Consider the following 20387-nt stretch of genomic DNA (forward strand, 5'->3'; position numbering starts at 1 on the left):
GCCTTGGCACTGAGAGGCGATGAAGGACGTAGCACGTTGCGATAAGTCACGGGGAGCCGCGAGCAGGCTTTGATCCGTGAATTTCCGAATGGGGAAACCCACCGCTTAACGCGGTATCCCATGCTGAATCCATAGGTGTGGGAAGCGAACCCGGCGAACTGAAACATCTAAGTAGCCGGAGGAAAGGACATCAACCGAGACTCCGCTAGTAGTGGCGAGCGAACGCGGACCAGGCCAGTCATTCGATTTACATAACCGGAACCGTCTGGAAAGTCGGGCCATAGCGGGTGATAGCCCCGTACGGATAAACCGGATCGAATGCTCGAGTAGGGCGGGGCACGTGAAACCCTGTCTGAACGTGGGGGGACCACCCTCCAAGCCTAAGTACTCCTCAGTGACCGATAGTGCACCAGTACCGTGAGGGAAAGGTGAAAAGCACCCCGACAAGGGGAGTGAAACAGTTCCTGAAACCGGATGCCTACAAGCAGTCGGAGCCTCTTCATGGGGTGACGGCGTACCTTTTGTATAATGGGTCAGCGACTTAGAGTATGCAGCGAGCTTAAGCCGGTAGGTGGAGGCGCAGCGAAAGCGAGTCTGAATAGGGCGACCGAGTTGCATGCTTTAGACCCGAAACCTGATGATCTAGCCATGGGCAGGTTGAAGGTGCGGTAACACGCACTGGAGGACCGAACTCACGCCTGTTGAAAAAGTCGGAGATGACCTGTGGCTAGGGGTGAAAGGCCAATCAAATCAGGAAATAGCTGGTTCTCCGCGAAAGCTATTTAGGTAGCGCGTCGGATATCACCTGCGGGGGTAGAGCACTGGATGGGCTAGGGGGGCGCGAGCCTTACCAAACCTAACCAAACTCCGAATACCGCAGAGTGCAGTCCGGCAGACAGACGGTGGGTGCTAAGGTCCATCGTCGAGAGGGAAACAGCCCAGACCGCCAGCTAAGGTCCCCAAATCACGGCTAAGTGGGAAAGGATGTGGGAAGGCCATGACAACCAGGAGGTTGGCTTAGAAGCAGCCATCCTTTAAAGAAAGCGTAATAGCTCACTGGTCTAGTTAAGCCGGCCTGCGCCGAAAATGTATCGGGGCTCAAGCCGTGTACCGAAGCTGCGGATGTGATCTTTCAGATCACGTGGTAGCGGAGCGTTCCGTAAGCCTGCGAAGGGTGTCCGTGAGGCCGCCTGGAGGTATCGGAAGTGAGAATGCTGACATGAGTAGCGACAAACAGTGTGAGAAACACTGTCGCCGAAAGTCCAAGGGTTCCTGCGCAAGGTTAATCCACGCAGGGTGAGCCGGCCCCTAAGGCGAGGCCGAAAGGCGTAGTCGATGGGAACCACGTTAATATTCGTGGGCCTGGCGGAGGTGACGGATTGGAAAGCGTGTACGATCTTATCGGATTGATCGTGCTGTGGACCGGTTCCAGGAAATAGCCCCGCCTTATAGACCGTACCCCAAACCGACACAGGTGGACTGGTAGAGTATACCCAGGCGCTTGAGAGAATGGTGTTGAAGGAACTCGGCAAATTGCCCTCGTAACTTCGGAAGAAGAGGGCCCCGTTTGTGCGCAAGCGCAGGCGGGGGGCACAGACCAGGGGGTAGCGACTGTTTACTAAAAACACAGGGCTCTGCGAAGCCACACAAGGCGACGTATAGGGTCTGACGCCTGCCCGGTGCCGGAAGGTTAAGAGGAGGAGTGCAAGCTCTGAATTGAAGCCCCGGTAAACGGCGGCCGTAACTATAACGGTCCTAAGGTAGCGAAATTCCTTGTCGGGTAAGTTCCGACCTGCACGAATGGCGTAACGACTTCCCCGCTGTCTCCAACACCAACTCAGCGAAATTGAACTCTCCGTGAAGATGCGGAGTTCCCGCGGTCAGACGGAAAGACCCCGTGCACCTTTACTACAGCTTTGCAGTGGTGCTAGGGACTTCATGTGTAGGATAGGTGGGAGGCTTGGAAACATGGGCGCCAGCTCGTGTGAGCCAACCTTGAAATACCACCCTTGAAGTCTCTGGCATCTAACCGTGGCCCGTTATCCGGGTCCGGGACCCTGCATGGCGGGTAGTTTGACTGGGGCGGTCGCCTCCCAAAGTGTAACGGAGGCGCGCGATGGTGGGCTCAGAGCGGTCGGAAATCGCTCGACGAGTGCAATGGCATAAGCCCGCCTGACTGCAAGACTGACAAGTCGAGCAGAGACGAAAGTCGGCCATAGTGATCCGGTGGCTCCACGTGGACGGGCCATCGCTCAACGGATAAAAGGTACGCCGGGGATAACAGGCTGATGACTCCCAAGAGTCCATATCGACGGAGTCGTTTGGCACCTCGATGTCGGCTCATCACATCCTGGGGCTGGAGCAGGTCCCAAGGGTTCGGCTGTTCGCCGATTAAAGTGGTACGTGAGCTGGGTTTAGAACGTCGTGAGACAGTTCGGTCCCTATCTGCCGTGGGTGTCGGAGTTTTGCGAGGATCTGTCCCTAGTACGAGAGGACCGGGATGGACATACCTCTGGTGCACCGGTTGTCACGCCAGTGGCATGGCCGGGTAGCTAAGTATGGACGGGATAACCGCTGAAAGCATCTAAGCGGGAAACCCACCTCTAAACCAGAGCTCCCTTGAGAGCCGTGACAGACCATCACGTCGATAGGAGGCATGTGGACGGACAGCAATGTCTGAAGCTAAGCCTTACTAATCGCTCGATCGGCTTGATCTCGACCCCCACTAACCGCGCCATGCGCAGCAGCAAGCCTGCTCACAAAACAGCAGCTTGACAGCATGCATCGCCGTTCGATACATCCTCCTCACTTGCACTGAACAAGCATTAAGCACTTTGGGAAACGAGCGTCGGTCTTGTGCCTCGGTGACCTGGTGGTCATGGCGAGGTGTCAAACACCCGATCCCATCCCGAACTCGGCCGTGAAAAGCCTCCGCGCCAATGGTACTGCGTCTTAAGACGTGGGAGAGTAGGTCGCCGCCAGGTCGCTCAGGCACAAGAGACGCTCCAATCCAAAAGCGCACATGCTTGCATCTTCACTGTCCGTCATCCCACAGAACAGACATCCGCGGGGTGGAGCAGCCCGGTAGCTCGTCAGGCTCATAACCTGAAGGCCGCAGGTTCAAATCCTGCCCCCGCAACCACCATTACCGAACGCACCCGTTCCCGAAGGCCGGCCGCTCCCGCAGCGCCGGCCTTCGCTGCGTTTGCGCCCAGTCCGAGGCTGAGCAATGCCACCAGATCGCCCTCCAACTCGATCTCGACGCCGCGGGTACCGGCAGTGCTGAAACGCACCGCCACCCGCTCGATCAGCGGGCGCAGGCGGTCGCGCGCTTCAATCCGGTGGTCGGGGTCCTCCAGCGTCGCCGCCAGATCGGCGATCCGCTCCCGATAAAGGGCCGCCAAATTGTCGGGCAGGGGTACCAGCGGCGGGGGAGGGGAGGCCAGCGCCGCTTCCAACGACCCGACCTTCTCCTCCAACTCGACCATCAACCGGTGCAGGCGATCGGTCAGCCGGCCCTGCCGCGCGGTCGCGTCGAGCCCATCGAGATCCTGGCGCACCTTCCTCAGTTCTGCTTCCAGCCGCCGCTGTTCAGCGGTCTGTGCCTGCCCATCCGTCCGAACCGCCTCCCGGAAGGCAGCGATGAAGGCCGCCACCATGTCCTCCTGCATCAGCCGGTCACGCAGAGCGTCCATCACCAGCTTCTCCAGAACGCTCCGCCGGACGCTACCCTGGTTGGAGCAGGAGGCCGACGACAGTTTGGCGGTGTTGCAGGTGAGATAGTCACGACCGGCGTTGCTGAGCGAAGTTTGGCAGCCGGCGCAGACGGCAAGGCCGGTGAGCAGATGCTGGCGGCGGTGCTCCCACGGACGCACGTCGCGGATGGCGCTGGATGCTGCGCCGTTCCGGATGTCCTGCAGCCGCTGCTGAACCCGGTCCCACATGGCCTGCGGGAGGATGGCCAGTTCCGGCCAGGGCACGCGCACCCAATCGGACTCGTCATTGAGGCTGGCAACGCGCTTGGCATCATCAGCCGGGTTGCGGCTGAAGCTCTGGCGATTGAACACCAGCATCCCGGCGTAGAGCGCGTTGCGCAGGATGCCACTCGCCCGCTGGTGATGGCCGCGGATGGTGGTGTCGCGCCAGATGCCGCCGCGGGGGCCGGGAACGCCGCGGTCGTTGAGGTCGCGAGCGATCTGCTTGGGGCTATGGCCATCGGCGAAAGCGTTGAAGATCTCACGGATCACCGCCGCCTGCTCCTCGATGATCTCCCAGTGCCGGTCGACCAGTGTGCCGTCCTCGGCATGGACCTTGACCACCCGGTAGCCGTAGGCGAGGCCGGTGATGATCTCGCCCTTGCGGACCTTGTCGAGGATCGAGCGCCGGGTCTTGAAGGCGACCGCCTCCAAATAGAGAGCATTGGAGATGCCGCTGACGGCGACGTGGATGTTGCTGACCTCGCCTTCGGCCAGGGTGATGAGACGGACGCCCCGATGCTTGAGCCGTTTGAAGAGGGCGTGGCTCTCCTCCGGATCGCGGGTCAAGCGGTCGAGTGCCTCGGCGAAGACGATGTCCGCCCCGCCGGCATCGACGGTGCGCAGCATGGCCTGGTAACCCTCCCGCGCCTTGGTCGCGCCACTGATCATCGCATCGGTGAACTCACCGGCCACCTCCCATCCCTTGGAAGCGGCGAAATCCTGGCAGAGTGCCAACTGGGCCTGGATGGAAGAGGGGTCCTGCTTTTGATCGGAGTAGCGGGCGTAGATGACCACCCGGTCACCGATGGTGCCGTTGGCCCGGCTGGAGCTCGGCTTGCGTCTCATGAGGGCGTGTCCTTTCCGGGGCAAGGGAGGTCAGGAGAGGGGTGCTGCGATGATGCCGATCGTGATGGTCAGGCAGATCAGGGCGATCAGCAGCAGCAGCCGAAGGTCGGTGACGCCGCGGGACGACCGCAGGAAGCGGCGGGCCTCGGTACGGGCGATCAGGCGCACCAAATCCAGCAAGGTCTCTTCGACGCGCTGGAGGCGGTGGTCCACTTCCAAGGGCTCGGGTTCGGCGGGCGCGGGGATGGCCGGTTCGATCTTGCGGAGGGATACTGGCATGAAGCGCTCCTGCAGTAGCGGATCGGAGACGCTTCCGATCCGGCTGCAGAGCAGCGTGCCGCACCCATGCTCCTCCTGGTCTCCGCGTTTGCCTCGGAGGAGATGCTCATGGAAATAAAGTTCTTGACATGCGCAACGTATGGCGATGCCGGTATCGTCACATGTCCAAGCCGTGCTGTAGAGTCGCAGGTGGAGCAGATCGCGCTGGATACTGGCGGCCCCATGTCGCCGTCTGCCCAGCTACTCGCCGCCGATCGTGTTAGAATTTTCAGGGCAATTGCAGCCGATCTTCTCGGCACTCGAGCTAATCGCCGCTACCTTTACAGCGTACTCGCCCTCATGCTCGAACATCAATTGAAAAGGTCTGGGAAAGGTCCCGAAAGATCGTTATTAGATGCTGATGGTTACGTCCAATTCCTTCGAATTTCTTGTGATCAAACATCATCCTTGCGGTGCCTTGAAATCGCTGCGGCGTCACGCATGCGCTGATGGGCTGTTGCTTGTGGTGGCACCGGTGCTGGAACCCAATGCGTGACGTCGGCATCTTTCACAAATGACCTATAATCATCCACCCAATAGCCGATCTGTCCCACCCAACGTACAAAGATGCAGTAATCGTCTCTTGGTTCGCCCCGTGTCTGATGTTGCATGAAATCATCCGACATCGCGACGAGGATCCTCGACCCGTCGCGCGGAGCCGTTTCAATCGGTTGCCAGTCAATCACTGAGTTGTCTCCCAGATGATGAGATTTCGGGTCAAAGAACAGCAAACGCTAACATCACCGTATCTCCAGCTCATATCGTTCAGAGACGCAAGCGGAGCAGGTCATGCTGGATACTGGTTGCGAGAAGAGCCAGCAGTAGTGTCTCGGGCTCGGTCGTGGTGGCTGCCTGACGCAGTCGAACGGACAAGATAATTAGCTTCGCGTCGGCGTCGGCCCAGCTGTTAGCCGGCAGCTTCGTCAGGCTTTCCAACCCATCGGCAAGGCGGTCGCAGCGGTCGGCGGTCTCCTGTTCACTCTCGTGATGGTTACTTGGACCGCTGTCGGTCAGCCATCGCCGGGCGAGGCGTCCGATCGGCGTTTCCGGCCGATCGGCGGGATCAGGGTGCGGCGTGGCAGGGTGGGCCATCATTTCGCCTCCTTCCCGTCATTGACGCAGGCTGAGCGTGGCGGTCGATACCGCGGCGGCCCGGCCCTCCTCGTCACGGCGGATGGATTGCTGGACATCGATCGTCATCATCAGATCGACGCCCCGGGCCACGGTCATCGCCCAATCGAGGATTTCCGCGGCATCGGTCAGAAGGCGGCGTATTCGTGTGTAGCAGTCATATTGGCTCACCAGCGGCTGCCATGGCTGCGGTGCGGTCCGCCGGGCCGCGACGACCAGGAGGTGCGCATCGTCGAGAGCCTCGGCGATCGCTCCCAGGGCGCAGAGGACATGATCGTCGCCAACCTGGTGCTGCCAGACCACGAGATCGGCGGTCACGACAGGGACAAGATCGGCTGTTTCAATCACCACTTTTGGACCGTCCGTGGGTGTCGTGGCGAAGAGTCGGACTTCGAAGGCATTGAGGGTGGCGGAGAGAGGATCGGTGGCCAGTGCGGCCTTGCCCGGCGGGACCATGAGATCGGTTGAGGTCATGGGAAATACCTCCAGAGCTGAAGGGAGATGGGAGTATTGTGTCCGGCCGTCGCGGAGCTGCCGATTGATTGCGACGCTTGCGGCTACGGCGACGCGATCGGCGTCGATCGAGGGACGCGGCCGTTACGAGGTCCGGTCGAGCCAATCGAGTTGGACGGCGATGGCCTCATCGTCCAGCCCGGCGGCGGCAAGCAGGCCGGCTAGCTGCATGCGTCCGTGAGCGCTGCGGGTCAGATCGAGGATCCGCTTGGCCTGCCGCTCTGCGGCCGTCTGCGACAGGCTGATGTCCACCTCTCCGAACCCGGCAGCCGCGAGTGCCGCGCGGATGTCCTGGAATACAGCAGCGACACGGGGCGGATAGGTCAGAGGATCGGGGGCGGTGGTGCTGTAGGTCACGACGACATTACCGAAGCGGAGGATCCGCGACGGTAGGATAGCGGGAAAGGGGGCATCATCGATCCGAACCCACAATCGACCATCTTCGACATGCGAGCTGATGGCGACGACGAACCCCTGCGGGACCACGGCCCGGACGATGCGGAGGGCCGCGTCCCGATCCGTACCGCTGTAACAGCGGGGCATGGGCTGGTGGTGGCCTCCCGATATAAGTCGACGTCCCCTGTGTGGCCATCGGGACGGCAGGAGGGTCAAATAGGTGTCGGGATCGAGAAATTGTGGCCGCCGTCGCATGAGTGTGCTGCCGCAGTGGCTGCACAGTGCAAAGGTTTCGGGGTCGCCAAGCGGCCCAACAAGAAGCCAGGTGTCGGGACCGGTGCGGTCCTGGTCGTGCCAGATGCCGCAACGCGCACAGCGGCAGGTCTCGGCCGTCGATGGCAGATTCTTCATCCGAGATGGCTTCGTCCGCTGCTTCCTCATCGGATGTCCCCACTCTGTTTGCCGGAATTCACCGGGCGAGCCGCAGCGCCGAGGATGGGGAGCAAACGGAGAAGTGCCGTTGCCCTGTTGCTGACACCGAGCGTCCGATAGACCGCGGTGAGATGGATCTTGACCGTTCCCTCGGTCATCCCGAGCGTGGCAGCAATGACCTTGTTGCTGTGGCCGTGTACAAGCTCCACCGCAACCTCCCGCTGCCTTGCGGTGAGGGCAAGCGCAGGGTCTGGATCACTTGGCAAAATCCTGTTCTCCTCTGGGCCGATTGCTGCTGCGGGCCAACAGCTGCCGCCGGCAAGAGCCAGTTGGAACAGACTGGCACACAACCCAGGTGTTTCCTGTCCGGTCAGCAGCCCGCATGCTCCGGCCGCTCGTAGCGCTGCCAAGCCACTGCTTCCGCAGCACCCGGCGGCGAGGAGAGCTCCGGCCTGTCTGCGGTTCACCAGGGCCGCCACCCGCGGTGTGTTCAAACCAGCAGCCCCGGCATGCACGATGATGAGAGCCGCCGTCGGTCCGGCCATCGCCGTGTCAAGGCTGTCGTGTGCCTCGATGGTGTCGACGGACCCGACCTGCGCAAGCAGAGCGATGATGCCCTGCAAAGCAAATTGATCACTGGCGACAATGACGGCGGTTCTCGGCGTGGGAAGCGGGTGATTCTCGAAAGCAAATGGCGTTTCGCTGGCTGGAACTGGGAGACCAAGCAGTGAGTCGGGCATCGCGACCTCATCTTTGATCGGGAAGTACTTTGGTGACGGGTGTCGGGGAACCCGAGGTGGGTCAGCCGACGACACGCGAAGCATCATCTGCGCCGTCGATGCGGGCGATCAGATCTCGGGCTTGGCGGATCAGCCAGAGCGGTGCATATGCAGGATCATCATCGGCACGATCGATGAGCGCCTCGGCCTGCTCTCTCGCGATGTCGAGGTCACCGGCTGCGTGGTGGTGCAGCGCCGCGCGCAGGAGCAAGTCGGCGCGCCCGCCGTTGGCGGCACAGTCCCGTTCAGCACGTTCAGCAACCCGACGCAGCCGGGAGATGCGGGCGGCAGCGGATTCGACGGGCGTTTGCATGGATTTCATCGCAATGGGTCCGGAATGATCGATGGGGGTGGCGTCCGGCTGGACCGCGGCGCCGCAGAGCGCGGCCGCGGTCCAGCCGGACGCCACCCCCCGCTCTACGCCACCGGTCGTTCATCCCAGCTTCAGGAGGGCCAATGGATTATGGCTTTTATGCTCGCCGACCTGCCCGCCTCCGCGCGGGTGGTTCGCCGTGGTGGCCGGCTCCCGCCGGTCGTGGGGCGTGGGACGGCGGCTGCGACCGCAACCATCCTGATCAGGGGCTTCCAGGGTCGGGGGCATGCCGTCGTTTATCGGCATTTGGATTTCCATATGGATTGGGAGCCTCTGATGCAGTTTGCCTTCGTCTCCAGGTTGCTGCTCGCAAGTCTCCCGTTCATCCTCCCGCTTTCGGGACGGGGCGGGAGCGTCTCCGCGCCGCGAGGCAGAGCCGCGACAACTGGCATGAGGTCTGGTAGGATCAGCCACATGCGCGTAACCCCTTATGACCCCGCTCATCGAGCGCTTGCGAAGGTGGAGTCCCGCCGCCGCGACGAGGAGGCCCTGCGCTCGGGCTAGGTCTCGCGCGATGAACTGCAGCGCATCAATGGTGGTGACGGACTGTTTCGCGGCTCACAGCTCGTGCGTCGGCTGGCCGGCCCCGACATCCCCGCCGATAAGCCGCAGATCCATCGGTTCGATCCGGAGTAACACAACTCTGCAAGATAACATTGGCGATGTTATCTTGCAGATCGACGTGAACGGACCACCAGTGTGGGCGCTGCCCAGCGCCCTCGGCGTGCAAATGCAAGCCAACCTCACTGTCGGGATCCGCCCCGATCAAATCTCTTCTGACGGGACCATCCGAAGAACGGCGCGTCTGAAGCCCCGCCCGATATTGTCCAGTCGTCGGTTCCAGTCCGCCGCCAGCCAAGGCGGGACGTCATTATTCTCCGCAAGTTCCAGCAGGACGCGCCGCACGCGTGGCACCCCGTAGGCGCGGCACAGGCGCACGACATCGCGGAACGTCAAGGCGCGCCAGGGTCAGGGCGATCAGGTGATCCGGAGCATGTGCCGCACCCGGATTGCTCCAGGCCCGGTCAAAGGCGAGGCGTGGCGCCTGTTGCAAAAGCAACCGATAGAGACCGGGCCCGAGGGGCTCCAGCCTCTCCACCTGCACCAGTTCTTCCAACCGAATCCCGACTTCCGTCGTGATGGCGAAGCAGACAAAATTTCCCCCCGCGCCCATAGGTATTCCACCCAAGCCGATCACGCCCAGCCCAGCGGACCGATCCCCGACAATGATGACGACAGTCACCGTGGTGGACGCGCTATCCTGTGGATCAGCCGGCGTCTTTCGTGCCTGGGCGCAATGACCGATCACGGACTCATGTCTCTCCGTCTTTAAGGTTCGGCGTAGGGGCTGCCCGATCGGTGGACTTGTGCCGATGGGCCGACCGCCGCGCCCTCTTGACGCGGTCGATAGCCGCCATGGCGGCGGGGAGCGTCTCGACCAGTCTCTGATGCGCCCTGATCACAGTGTCCGCCGCCTCGGGCGACAGCGAGCCGATGGTCTCTTCCGCCAAGTCCCGCTGGCGCTCCGTCAGGGGCAGGCTGTCGATTACGACGCGTAGCGCCTGGGTGCGGATCGGGTCGAGCATGGGCCTCTCCTCGGAGTGTGCCGGTTCGATGGGCGGGTTCATGGTTTGCGCCCTCCAGCTTTGCCGGCAAGGTGTTCAGGCCGAGTGCTGTTGGAGACGTTGGTCGGGTCCTGCGCGGGCAGCTCGAGGCCTGGCATGCCGAAGAGACGGTCCCACGGACGGTCAGCCAAGCCGTCAAGGTCGCGCAGCCAGACGTCCTTCCCGCCGGGGCGGATACCGACCCGCTGACCAAAGACGATGGCAGCGGAATAGAGGCCGCCGCCATCGGTGACGGCTGTCAGGATGCCGAGGTATGGGTGTGGCTCTTCGCCGAGGTCGATGGACCACATCCTTGGGCTCCCCTTCGGGTCCACGACATCCTCCGTCTCCCACCGGCATTGGCGGCGGTAAAGCCGGCCATCGGGGCTGAGCCTGTAGCGGCCATCTGCGGATTCCGGCGCCAGCCACTTGGCTTGGCATGCGCCCGGCGTCGGGCCATCCGGGAGCGGCACCTGCACGATGATCGTATCGCAAAGGCTCACAGCAGGCTCCTGTCCGTCGGCGGTCGGTATTCCATCGGCCTGAGGTGTTCGGGAAGTTCTGGCGGACGCAACATGCCGCAGCCTCACACCCGAAAGTGATTCCGGCTTCAGATGATATTGTATAAATATACTTCGTGTATCCGGCGTCAACCCGGAATGCGGCCGTCCGTCCACCGGATGCTCCGCGCAGGCTCCGTCCCACCGCCGGCATCTCCGGTCGCAGATGTATCGGGAGTGCTGGAGGTTCCTGTGCCGGCTCCATTCCTTCAGAAGGACCCTTCCCATGACCGTGACCGGTTACGGCCAGACCTATGCCGAAGCATTGGCCGATGCGGAATCGAAACTCCAGTCCGAGCGCGATGCCGAGACCGTCGGCCAGATCGGCGGCGGCATCTTCGGCCTGCTGGTCGCCGCCATCCTCAGCACAGGCTGGCTGTTGGCCAACGCCGCGCTGCGCCCCATCGCCGGCGCCGCCTATCTGGTGTTGGCCGGAGCGATGATCTGGCTGGTCAACGCCGTGGCCGACCTCATCCTCGGCGGGGTCGAGACCGGCCTGATCGGCCTGCTCCTGCTCGTGATGGTCAAGATCGCGCTTCTCGGCCTGTTCATCGGGCTCGCTTTCCAGTCGCGTTCGGCGATGCTCAGTCTGGAACTGGTCGAGGCCCGCCTGCTCCATGGCTGCTTCACCGCCAGCCCGGCCATCGGCATGATCCTGCACGTCCTGCTCTATGGTCTGACCGGTGTCGGTGGCTACCTCTTCGCCGCAGTCCTGATCCGGCGCGGCGCCTCGCTGATCCTGGGGCGGGAGGCCTTTGTCCAATCCTTCGGCATCGAGGACACGCTGATGACGGTGGTCAACGGCCCCGCGCCGCCCTGGGCGGTAGTGGCGGCGGTCATCGCAGCGGTCGTCGCCCTGGTCCGACGACGCTATTTCCATCCCTTCGCCCGGCACTTCACCCTGTTGGGACGGCTGCGGCCGGCATAGGCGATCATCCGCGCGCCGTCATCGGCCCGCCGGTGCCGGCTATGGCCGCTTGCCGTCCGGACGCAGCAGGGTCAGGGCCTCGACCTGCCGGAGCGCCACCTCGGCTTCCCGGTCGCTCAGGCCGCGCAGTACCTCGCGCAGCCGCATGTCGGTGGCGGCCCGGGCCGGTGACACCACCGCCTCGCCGTCGTCGAAGAAGTCGACCAGCGGCACGTCCAGGCGGCGCGACAGGCGGTCGAGCGTCTCCAGCGCCGCTAGCACCCGGCCCCGCTCGATGTTGCTCACCGTCTCGACGCTGCGGTCGATCGCCGCAGCCACGTCCTCCTGGCTGAGGGCCCGGCTCTCGCGCAAGGCACGCAACCGTTTTCCTATCCTGCGTTTCAGGTCATCGCTCATGAGCCGGAGTTTCGTTCCGGGTGAGTGGCTTGACCACGAAACGGATTCCTATTATGCAACGATCACTTGAAATCAGGTCGAGGCCGGAGCCGAACTGCGTCCGGCCCGGACCTGCCACTGCCGGGGACCCATCATGCCGTCCGTCTTCTCTGCCGCTGTTCGGATCGGCGCCGTCCTGTTCACCGCGGCGCCGGCGTTCGCAGCTTCCGTGACGATGCTAGGGGTTTCGCCGGTCCAGGCCCAGTCCTATGGCTTCGCCGTCGGCGATCGGCTGCCCGTCTTCCGCTATCACGGCGAGGACGGCGTCGCCCATCGCACCGACGAGTTCCGGGGCCACTGGTTCCTGTTCAAGCGCGGTGCCGACTGGTGCGTGCCCTGTCTGGCGGAGCGCCCGGGGCTGGACGCCTTCATGCGGGTCCATCCCGAGGTCCCCGTGGTGATGATGGTGGCGGTCAGCCGGGCCAGCCCCGCCGGTGCCGACCCGCAGCGGCAGATGCAGCGCGACATCGCCCACCAGCGCAGCCACGGCTTCGACCCGCGCATCGTCGCGGTCCAGGACGGCCGCCAACCAAGCCAGGACGAGTTGCCGGCGCCCAAGGAGATCGAACCCGTGCCGCTGACCGCCGTCATTGATCCCAATGGCGTCATCGCCGCGCTGTGGAACTCGACCCATCGCTACGAGCGCTTCTATGAGCGCAAGGGCATCGCCGGCCGGTGGGAGCCTCGCTTCGGCGATTATGTCGAGGCGGTGCTGCTCTGCAAGGGAGCCGCCCTGTCCACCGTCGGCGAGGAGGCCCGGACGCTCGCCCGCAGCCTCGACGCCTCCTGCTCCTGATCCTGCGTTTCCGGAAAGCCACCGCTATGGTGAACATTTACGCCCCCAACGCCCAGGACGGCCTGAGCAGCGCCGAGATCGTCCTCTACGACCAGTTGATGGACTACCGGACCCAACTGGGGCTGCCGGCCATCCCGCTGTCGAAGGCCCTGACCACCACCGCGGCCCGCCACGTCGTCGACATCGCCGACAATCTCGGTACCGCCGTGCCCGACCAATCGCCGGGCGAGAGCCGTGCCCACAGCTGGAGCGATGCCGCCTACAACGCCAAGGACGCGGCCAGCTATGGCGCGATGTGGAGCGCGCCGGCGCGTCTGGGCACCGGCTACGCCGGCTATGGCTTCGAGAATCTCATCACCGGGACCGGCAGCGTCGTGCGCGGCACGCCGGAGCAGACGGCCTCCGTGCTCCTCACCGCCTGGAAGATGAGCCCCAGCCACAACGCCGTCATGACGAACCAGGGCGATTGGAAGCCCTACAGCTGGAACGCGGTCGGCGTCGCCGTCTACAAGAACTCGGCGGCCATCTGGTTCGGCCGCGAGGCCGATCCCACCGGGGGTCCCGCCATCGACGGCTTCGACCCTCTGCGCTACCTCGCGGGCAATGCCGACCTCGCCCGGGTGATAGGGACCGACACCGCCGCCGCGCGGTCGCACTACATCCAGTCCGGTGCCCGCGAAGGCCGGTCGACGACCGCCTTCAATCCGTACCAGTATCTTGCCGGTTATGGCGACCTGATGGCCGCCTTCGGCAGCGACGCCCAGGCGGCCGAGATCCATTACATCCAGTCCGGCCTGCGGGAGGGGCGTAGCGCGACGGCGTTCAATGCGGACGCCTACCTCGCCTCGAACCCCGACCTTTTGGCCGCCTTCGGCTCCGACCGCAATGCCGCGTCCCGGCATTACATCGAATCCGGCCGGACGGAGCAGCGCCGTCTCGACGGCTTCGACGCCGCGGCCTACGAGCGGGCCAATCCCGACATCGCCGCCGCCTTCGGCGCCGACCTGACGGCGGCGACGCGCCATTATGTCGAGTATGGCTACCGCGAGCACCGCAGGACCGCCGTCCCGCCGGTCACTGCCCAGGCCGCTCCGTTGGCCGGACCGGGTGCCGACGGCTTGCAGTCCTCGGCTCCGCTGGAGGAGGGCGGCCCGGTGATTGGACGGCCGGCCGAGGCGCCCGTCGACCTCACCTGGACGGCTGGAGTGCCTGCCGTTCCCCTGGCGGCCCCGCTGGCGGGGATCGGGATGGGTGCGTTTCCCCGCTCCGATGCACAGGGACTGACGCTCGCCTTCGCCGGGCTGGTCTGATCGGCATGGGCATTCCACACCATTCTCTCATAGTCACGAGGACAGTATGACCGGATTGACCTGGGTCACCGCCGCGCTGTGTGCCGCCACCCTGTCGCTGGCGGCATGCCAGACCTCCCGTCCCGTCGACCGCTCCCAGCTTGTGGGCATCGCTTTGGCCGACAGGGCTTATGCCGATGAGGCAGCCGACTGGGGCATTTCGCCGCGCGGCACGCTGCTGGTCGGCGGCTATCACGCCCGCACGCCGACGGCGGTTCCGGGCGCGCGGACCATCGCGACCGCGGACCTCTTGCGGCTGCTCACCGCCGATCCGTCGGTGGTGCTGGTCGACGTGCTGGGCGGGTCTGCCCATCCGGGCCTGCCACAGTCGGTCTGGCTGGTGGACGCGGGGCTGGGTAAGGGCTTCGACGATCCGCTGCAGGCCAAGCTCGGTGAGCGGCTGGCCCAGCTCACCGGCGGCGACCGGCAGCGGCCGGTCGTCTTCTACTGCCTGTCGGCGGAATGCTGGCTGTCCTACAACGCCTCGCTGCGGGCCGTGGCGCTCGGCTACCGCTCCGTCCTCTGGTACCGCGGTGGCATCGAGGCGTGGAGGGCGGCCGGGCTGCCGATGGCGCCGGCCATCGGCGGCTGGTAGGCGACCAGCGAGAGAAACCAACCATCAAGGAGACGGGGATAATGCGACGGATTGGAAGCGCGATGCTGCTGCTCGGCATGCTGACGGGGCAAGCGGTTGCCGCCGACACGCGGCATGACGGCACCTGGACCGGCACCTATCATCCGGTGCAGGCGCTTGGAGCGAAGTGCAACACCAATACAACCAAACGCAGCATGGTTGTGAAGGATGGCGTGGCGACGATGCGCACCACCAGTGCCCGGAACGGGGCCGAGCGCGTCTACACCGGCACCGTCAACGGTGACACGCTGGACATGGTGTCGGAGGATGAGCTGATCTATTCCGGCAACTTCACCGGCAATCACTATCGGGCCACCACCGGACGTGGTCTGTGCACCAACGGCATCGATCTGGATCGCGTGCCGTGATGCGCGAGTGGTGCGACCGATCAGGCAGGCGCGAGAAAGGGTGAAGATACCGGCCGATGCCATCGATGATGACTTCCATGCCTTCTCTCTCCGCTGGACAGCAGGGATGAGGTGGATCAGCCGAAGCATGGGGATATCGAGACATCTATCGTTGGCAGGCTACCGGCCGATCTTATTGCGGAGATCAAGGCTGTCTAATTCAGCATCGACCCTTACAATCAAGAAGTGGGAAAACTGAATGGGTCGTGATGATGGCGGAGGTGCGGTTGATCAAGAGCTTCGATAAGGATTTGCGGAATTCCTTCAAAGGAATTGAGGGCGGCGCGCCATAATGGATTGACGGCCTCTTGGCAGGAAGTTCAATCCAAAATAAAGCGCGCCGACCTCAAGATTCGTGCAGCTTTCCTATATCGCCTTGATGCCTCTGACGAACTCCACGCCCCGTCGGACGAGGGCTGAGCGCATCTGCGGCATATCGTCCAGCGCGCCCTTGTTGGAAATGACCCACCTGTTCATCTCTATACTTTTTTCGACATCGATCCACATCATCCAGCACAGCTTGGCCGCACTGATTCCTGGAACCTCCCTGCGACTTACTGGACAGGCAACCCATATGCCTGCCCAGTCGGGGACGATGTACGCCTCATGGAGCCTGATTTTCGTCACCGCGTTGGTCGAGACGACCAGGGTGGCTGACACTCCCCAATTGTGCCGGTGAACGGTCCGGGCGGGGCGATGGTCGAAGATCTGGAACGGCACGATGCGACTCCTTGCTGATGGCGAACGAAGCCCCAGCACGCAGAGACTCTGACGTGCTGCCAAATGGTTTCGGGCTCATCCGCGCCAGCAAAGGCGCGACAACAGGGGCTGCCATGCAACCCGCTCTACCTCTCCGCGCCCAGTAGGCGCGCGTGCCAGCCGAAGACGACATTGCCACGAATGCGGCTCCGACTAGCAATCAAACGATATATGACTGAATCTGGAGCCAATCTCAACGCCTTTTCCTCGCTGCCAGTCACTTCGCTTTCCGTTGGCCATTCATGGCTCGTCACGCCCGCTACGGTGACGCGGCGGTTTCTTGCGGTGGACCGTTGGCCCGGTGAGGTCCGGCGGAATAATCGCTGTTACTGTATGTCCAGCTCGTCGCTTTGGTTTGGCCGACGGGGCAGGCGGCGGTGGCGCGACGATGGGGTCGTAGCCCTCACGCAGGCGCTCGGCGAATGTATCGGCGGCGTGGATATCGCGGTCCGTCCAGCGCCGACGGCGTGTCTCGCTGCCGATTGCCCGATATATCTCGTCGACCACGGCTGAGGGCATTGGATGGGTGGAATGCTGGGTCGCTGACACCCTGATCTGCCCACCGGTGTCGCGGAGTCGGATGCGCCATCCGTCGGCGGCAATGTCCAACAGGCGGTGCGGGATCGGTGCCGACAGACGGGTGCCGGCGATGACCCGGGGTCTGGACCGGCCGCTGGCGCCCAGTTGCCGCTCGATAGCTTGACGGAGGTGGCTCAGCAGATCCGGCTCCGGGCCGGGGGGATCCTCCTGCCGTGTGGCGATGCCGGACGATGCACGAAACCGGTCAAGCCATACGGCCGCGCGGATGGCGCTACGGGCATGCCGGGCGCCCGCTGTCACGTGATCGCGCAAGGTGCGCAGCGCCGCCCGCAGCCCGGCGGCGGCTCTCAGGAGGCTGTCGGTGGTCAATGCCGCCTCCGTCGTCGGATCGGCTGATCGGCGCAGGATGGTCAAGGCGGAGTTCTTGACTGCGGGTCGGGCGAGATCGGCAACCATCCGATCCATCACCGCCTCACGGTCCAAGCGTTGACGCTTGCCGCTCCGCTCGCGGATGTCGTCCTCGACCGCCGCCCGGTTGACAAATAGCCGCACTTGATGCCGATTGCGCGACAGCATCACGTATGTGGAATTCCTGGTGCCGGTCCGAGTGCCATGGGCCATAGCCGCCCAGACATCATCCACTGTCAGCCCTTGGGCTCCATGCACCGTGCTGGCATAGGAATGGCCGAGCAGGATGTGGCCGCTGTCGGAATCATAGAGCTGCCGGGTGCTGAAGCGAACGCGCCGGTCGTCGATTGCGACCTCCAGGTCGGCATGGCCATCCCCGGCAGCAGTGACCGAGACCACTGTTCCCACCGTGCCGTTGATCACATCCAGTGACTTGTCCCGGCGGTAGAAGCGGATGGTGTCGCCCGTTGCCAGGGCAAGGTCATGGGCTGTGCCGCTGGCGGCGCCTGCCCGGATCAGCACCTCGGGCTGCCGGGCTACGATGCCGCGCTCCTGCAGCACCTCCCGCACCTGTGCGTTGATATGCCGCACCTCCGCGTTGGTTTGAGCGAGGATCAAGGTCGTGCGGTCGGGATGCTTGGCGGTAAAGTCGGCCCAATCGGCGACCGTGCTGTCGAGCGTGGCCTGCCACCCCTCGAAGAGCCGCAGCCGGCCAGCCTCATTCAGCGCCGCCAACGCCTTGGCTGCGTCGCCGTCACCGGCCCAGGTGGCGATGTCCCGGTCGCGCGGGTCGATCTGTCGGCGGGTCTGCCGTAGCCGAATCGAGCGGCCGACGGCCTCGGCCGCCAGTTCGAGGCCGGGTCCCGGACCGACGGGGGTCAACTGACGCCGATCACCGGTCAGGATGACCTTGGCCTCCGCCTTGATGGCGGCGTCGAGGATTGTACGCATTTCCCGGGCGTCGGTCATGCCGGCTTCGTCCAGGATCAGGACCGTGTTTCGGTCCCACCGGTCTCGGCCGAGCCGCAGGTCGGTTATCCACTTCATCGTGGCGCGGGAGTCGATGGCGCAATCCTCGCCGAGCTGACGGGCGACACGCCACGCCGCGGCGGCTCCGACTACGCGGCGGCCCCCCTGTTGATAGAGGCGGGCGACTGTGGTCAAGGCATGGCTCTTGCCGGTGCCGGCTCCCCCTTCGATCACGGCAAGGTCTGGACCCGTGGTGGCCAGCACCACCGCGGCGCGCTGTTCGTCGGATAGTCGGTGTGCCTGGGTCCTAAGCACGGCATCGACGAGGTGCTGGTCCAGCCTATGCTTTGCCATTCCTGCCAAGCGTTTGGCGCCATCCTCCACCGCCTGTTCGGCGTCGAGCATCGCTGGCGTGGTGTAGAGCGGCTGTCCGCGTCCATCCTCGCCGATGCAGAGGAAATTCTGCCGAAGCTCGCGTTCAACCTCGGTGGCGATGGCGTCATAGTCGCCGATCCCCTGCATCGCGATGGCCACCCGCTGCCAGATGCGGGCCTCCGGTACTACGCTGCTCGTCTCGGTCACCTCGCCGGCGAGGTCCACCAAGCCGTCCAGGGCCGATTGGTCGGTCAGGTCATGGCCGCTCGCAAAAACCGTGTCGAGGTTGTTGGGAGGGAAGCCGGCGGCAGTGGCTTCGTGGCGCCAGCGCTGATGGCGTGCCTCGGCGGTTTCGCTGTAGTCCTTGCCACAGCGCGTCCGCAGGATGGCAACCTCCTTCTCCCGGGTGCTTGCAGCGGTGCGACCGTGTGCTGCCAACTCGCGTTGGGCGGCACGTGACCGCTTGGAAAATTCATCGATGAGGCGAATGGGTACGCCGTCCACCTCGAAGGTGTCATCGATGATGCGAATGCCGACGCCCACCCGCGTGCGCAACTCATCGGCCAGCACAGCTCGATAGATGGCGCCGAGCGCCAATTTGGTGGCATAGAGGGGAGCGGCGTCCAGCGCCCTGGTCCTGCCGTCGGGGCACGAGATCAGGTTCAAAACGAATCCATGCGTATGGAGCTGCATGTCGCCGGGTCGCGACACCTCCTGCCCATCGTCGTCACGCTCCATGGTCGGCCGGGAAGCACCATGCTGCCAAAGGGCCGCAGTGATGCGGCCTGGCAGGCGCTGCTCGCCGTCCTTGCCGACGCGTGCCCAGGCGAGGTGCCGCTCGATGTGGTCCAGGGCGGTGCGGACGGCGTGCCGGTGGGCGTCCTCAATCTCCTGCCGGATCGGTTCCGGGCACAGCGCCCACAGGAGCGAGACGGATTTAGGTGCTGAGAAGGTGAGATCGAACCCCGGAACGCGTTTGGCGTCTTGTCGCTCCCCCTCCTTTCGGCCCGCCGCGCCAGCATTGCGCACCAGAGGGCGCCCATTACCATCGAAACCGGCATGCAGTTGCGCAAACAGATAGGGATCAACTGGCACACCATTGGCCACGCCGAACTGACCGCTTGGGTTGTACCAGATACCGTCCGGTTCCGGCCCGCCGACACCCGCACGGGTGTAATAGCCGGTGGTCGGGTCTGCGGACCACCCCACCTCCTCCAGATAATAGGCGGAACTGACGGATTTTCGGATGCTCAGCATCAGCGCCTCGCCGGTGGGACGCCGCGGTCCAGCAGGGTCAGCACGCCGTCGCGTAGGTCATGAGTCGTGGACTTCATGGCATCGGTGGCACCGCGGATCGTCTCCATCATGGCCATGGTCTCTTGCCGCAGGCGCACGATCTCGACGCGCTCATCGTCCAGATCCAGAGCCTGTTCGAGCAGACGCAGCATTGTGCCAGCATCGGTGCCACGGCCTCGCCGCTGGCGGACGCGCTGCATCAGGTCGTCCGGCACGTCCAGCGGGATGCGCTCGTACCCTGACCGGATTCTGGCCATGTGGTGAATCTCCCTGAAGGTGGTCTCATGCCTTCATATGGGCTTGATGCGTCTTCTCCGCCGGATCAGGCTCAAGCGTCTCGTGCGAGGGAGCCTATTGCTTTCTCCTGAAAATCTCTTGCGGCACCGCACCCCATACCCCCACCGGCTCGGAGGGTGAGGCAAAGGCTGCCGTGCTGTCGGGTGCGCCCGTCAGATCAGATGAAGCGCTTGAAGTCGCCCAAGCAGGTCCAGCGCGACCTGTCAAGCCACGAGCCTATCACCAACCTTTTTCCCATCCCCGCCGGGACCACCGCCCCGCCTCC

The 20387-nt window shown here is 64.0% G+C and carries 18 protein-coding genes, 1 tRNA gene and 2 rRNA genes (1 of these 21 only partly in view); 8 read left to right on the forward strand and 13 right to left on the reverse strand.

Going from position 1 to position 20387, the window contains the following annotated elements; translation table 11 throughout:
• The 3 genes from ABNQ39_RS14810 to ABNQ39_RS14820 all read left to right on the forward strand — a co-directional run.
• Positions 1–2717: ribosomal RNA gene (locus ABNQ39_RS14810) — 23S ribosomal RNA — on the forward strand; it begins 30 nt to the left of the window's first position.
• Between the two features lie 151 nt (positions 2718–2868).
• Positions 2869–2984: ribosomal RNA gene (gene rrf, locus ABNQ39_RS14815) — 5S ribosomal RNA — on the forward strand.
• A gap of 81 nt (positions 2985–3065) precedes the next feature.
• Positions 3066–3142 (forward strand) — tRNA-Met (locus tag ABNQ39_RS14820).
• On the opposite strand, the gene ABNQ39_RS14825 is transcribed toward ABNQ39_RS14820, so the two are convergent.
• The 9 genes from ABNQ39_RS14825 to ABNQ39_RS14865 all read right to left on the reverse strand — a co-directional run bounded on the left by ABNQ39_RS14825 (position 3099) and on the right by ABNQ39_RS14865 (position 10680).
• Entirely contained in the window at positions 3099–4823 is a 1725-nt protein-coding gene (locus ABNQ39_RS14825) for a recombinase family protein (RefSeq protein WP_376962598.1), read from the reverse strand. The genes ABNQ39_RS14820 and ABNQ39_RS14825 overlap by 44 nt on opposite strands.
• Positions 4824–5536: 713 nt before the next feature.
• Positions 5537–5872 (reverse strand): hypothetical protein, encoded by a 336-nt coding sequence (locus ABNQ39_RS14830; protein WP_376961138.1) that lies wholly within the window; start codon positions 5870–5872, stop codon positions 5537–5539.
• Positions 5873–5906: 34 nt separating this feature from the next.
• The gene (locus ABNQ39_RS14835) at positions 5907–6236 is read right to left on the reverse strand and encodes a hypothetical protein (RefSeq protein ID WP_376961140.1); all 330 of its coding nucleotides are present in this window, start codon (positions 6234–6236) and stop codon (positions 5907–5909) included.
• Positions 6237–6251: 15 nt separating this feature from the next.
• Positions 6252–6746 (reverse strand): hypothetical protein, encoded by a 495-nt coding sequence (locus ABNQ39_RS14840; protein ID WP_376961142.1) that lies wholly within the window; start codon positions 6744–6746, stop codon positions 6252–6254.
• Positions 6747–6869: 123 nt separating this feature from the next.
• Complete coding sequence (locus ABNQ39_RS14845) at positions 6870–7142, reverse strand: hypothetical protein (protein WP_376961144.1); 273 nt, start codon at positions 7140–7142, stop codon at positions 6870–6872.
• A gap of 476 nt (positions 7143–7618) precedes the next feature.
• Positions 7619–8353 (reverse strand): helix-turn-helix transcriptional regulator, encoded by a 735-nt coding sequence (locus ABNQ39_RS14850; RefSeq protein ID WP_376961146.1) that lies wholly within the window; start codon positions 8351–8353, stop codon positions 7619–7621.
• A 61-nt stretch (positions 8354–8414) separates the two neighbouring features.
• Positions 8415–8714, reverse strand: a complete 300-nt coding sequence (locus ABNQ39_RS14855) for a hypothetical protein (protein WP_222529088.1) — start codon at positions 8712–8714, stop codon at positions 8415–8417.
• A gap of 1364 nt (positions 8715–10078) precedes the next feature.
• Complete coding sequence (locus ABNQ39_RS14860) at positions 10079–10351, reverse strand: hypothetical protein (protein ID WP_376961148.1); 273 nt, start codon at positions 10349–10351, stop codon at positions 10079–10081.
• 38 nt (positions 10352–10389) lie between these two features.
• On the reverse strand, positions 10390–10680 hold the full coding sequence (locus ABNQ39_RS14865; RefSeq protein ID WP_376961150.1) for a hypothetical protein: 291 nt from the start codon (positions 10678–10680) through the stop codon (positions 10390–10392).
• A gap of 475 nt (positions 10681–11155) precedes the next feature.
• On the opposite strand from ABNQ39_RS14865, the gene ABNQ39_RS14870 reads away from it, so the two are divergent.
• Positions 11156–11857 (forward strand): hypothetical protein, encoded by a 702-nt coding sequence (locus ABNQ39_RS14870; protein ID WP_376961152.1) that lies wholly within the window; start codon positions 11156–11158, stop codon positions 11855–11857.
• Positions 11858–11896: 39 nt separating this feature from the next.
• Here the strand turns inward: ABNQ39_RS14870 and ABNQ39_RS14875 are convergent, their stop codons facing one another.
• Entirely contained in the window at positions 11897–12208 is a 312-nt protein-coding gene (locus ABNQ39_RS14875) for a helix-turn-helix transcriptional regulator (protein WP_376961154.1), read from the reverse strand.
• Positions 12209–12386: 178 nt separating this feature from the next.
• Here ABNQ39_RS14875 and ABNQ39_RS14880 point away from each other — a divergent pair, with 178 nt between their 5' ends.
• From ABNQ39_RS14880 to ABNQ39_RS14895, 4 genes are read left to right on the forward strand one after another with little or no spacing between them, the layout of a single operon-like run.
• Positions 12387–13088 carry a thioredoxin family protein gene (locus tag ABNQ39_RS14880; RefSeq protein WP_376961156.1) on the forward strand — a complete coding sequence of 234 codons (702 nt, stop codon included), beginning with the start codon at positions 12387–12389 and terminating at the stop codon, positions 13086–13088.
• Between the two features lie 26 nt (positions 13089–13114).
• Positions 13115–14398 (forward strand): CAP domain-containing protein, encoded by a 1284-nt coding sequence (locus tag ABNQ39_RS14885; protein ID WP_376961158.1) that lies wholly within the window; start codon positions 13115–13117, stop codon positions 14396–14398.
• 46 nt (positions 14399–14444) lie between these two features.
• Positions 14445–15032, forward strand: coding sequence for a rhodanese-like domain-containing protein (locus ABNQ39_RS14890; RefSeq protein ID WP_376961160.1), 588 nt, complete (start codon positions 14445–14447; stop codon positions 15030–15032).
• Positions 15033–15073: 41 nt separating this feature from the next.
• The gene (locus ABNQ39_RS14895; protein ID WP_376961162.1) at positions 15074–15439 is read left to right on the forward strand and encodes a hypothetical protein; all 366 of its coding nucleotides are present in this window, start codon (positions 15074–15076) and stop codon (positions 15437–15439) included.
• 405 nt (positions 15440–15844) lie between these two features.
• On the opposite strand, the gene ABNQ39_RS14900 is transcribed toward ABNQ39_RS14895, so the two are convergent.
• The 3 genes from ABNQ39_RS14900 to ABNQ39_RS14910 all read right to left on the reverse strand — a co-directional run bounded on the left by ABNQ39_RS14900 (position 15845) and on the right by ABNQ39_RS14910 (position 20082).
• On the reverse strand, positions 15845–16198 hold the full coding sequence (locus tag ABNQ39_RS14900; RefSeq protein ID WP_376961164.1) for a hypothetical protein: 354 nt from the start codon (positions 16196–16198) through the stop codon (positions 15845–15847).
• Positions 16199–16477: 279 nt separating this feature from the next.
• Positions 16478–19786: a MobF family relaxase gene (gene mobF, locus ABNQ39_RS14905; RefSeq protein ID WP_376961166.1), complete on the reverse strand. Its 3309-nt coding sequence runs from the start codon at positions 19784–19786 to the stop codon at positions 16478–16480.
• Entirely contained in the window at positions 19786–20082 is a 297-nt protein-coding gene (locus ABNQ39_RS14910; protein ID WP_376961168.1) for a hypothetical protein, read from the reverse strand. Before ABNQ39_RS14910 ends, mobF begins: the two co-directional genes overlap by 1 nt.
• Between the last annotated feature and the right edge of the window lie 305 nt (positions 20083–20387).

Source organism: Azospirillum sp. A26, from assembly GCF_042604635.1.
Lineage (GTDB): Bacteria > Pseudomonadota > Alphaproteobacteria > Azospirillales > Azospirillaceae > Azospirillum > Azospirillum palustre.

Excerpts from the sequence above, each read along its gene's own strand:
- ABNQ39_RS14825 (WP_376962598.1), bottom strand. The coding sequence starts at position 4,823 with ATGAGACGCAAGCCGAGCTCCAGCCGGGCCAACGGCACCATCGGTGAC.
- ABNQ39_RS14835 (WP_376961140.1), bottom strand. The coding sequence starts at position 6,236 with ATGATGGCCCACCCTGCCACGCCGCACCCTGATCCCGCCGATCGGCCG.
- ABNQ39_RS14840 (WP_376961142.1), bottom strand. The coding sequence starts at position 6,746 with ATGACCTCAACCGATCTCATGGTCCCGCCGGGCAAGGCCGCACTGGCC.
- ABNQ39_RS14850 (WP_376961146.1), bottom strand. The coding sequence starts at position 8,353 with ATGCCCGACTCACTGCTTGGTCTCCCAGTTCCAGCCAGCGAAACGCCA.
- ABNQ39_RS14855 (WP_222529088.1), bottom strand. The coding sequence starts at position 8,714 with ATGAAATCCATGCAAACGCCCGTCGAATCCGCTGCCGCCCGCATCTCC.
- ABNQ39_RS14860 (WP_376961148.1), bottom strand. The coding sequence starts at position 10,351 with ATGCTCGACCCGATCCGCACCCAGGCGCTACGCGTCGTAATCGACAGC.
- ABNQ39_RS14865 (WP_376961150.1), bottom strand. The coding sequence starts at position 10,680 with ATGTGGTCCATCGACCTCGGCGAAGAGCCACACCCATACCTCGGCATC.
- ABNQ39_RS14870 (WP_376961152.1), top strand. The coding sequence starts at position 11,156 with ATGACCGTGACCGGTTACGGCCAGACCTATGCCGAAGCATTGGCCGAT.
- ABNQ39_RS14880 (WP_376961156.1), top strand. The coding sequence starts at position 12,387 with ATGCCGTCCGTCTTCTCTGCCGCTGTTCGGATCGGCGCCGTCCTGTTC.
- ABNQ39_RS14885 (WP_376961158.1), top strand. The coding sequence starts at position 13,115 with ATGGTGAACATTTACGCCCCCAACGCCCAGGACGGCCTGAGCAGCGCC.
- ABNQ39_RS14890 (WP_376961160.1), top strand. The coding sequence starts at position 14,445 with ATGACCGGATTGACCTGGGTCACCGCCGCGCTGTGTGCCGCCACCCTG.
- ABNQ39_RS14895 (WP_376961162.1), top strand. The coding sequence starts at position 15,074 with ATGCGACGGATTGGAAGCGCGATGCTGCTGCTCGGCATGCTGACGGGG.
- mobF (WP_376961166.1), bottom strand. The coding sequence starts at position 19,786 with ATGCTGAGCATCCGAAAATCCGTCAGTTCCGCCTATTATCTGGAGGAG.
- ABNQ39_RS14910 (WP_376961168.1), bottom strand. The coding sequence starts at position 20,082 with ATGGCCAGAATCCGGTCAGGGTACGAGCGCATCCCGCTGGACGTGCCG.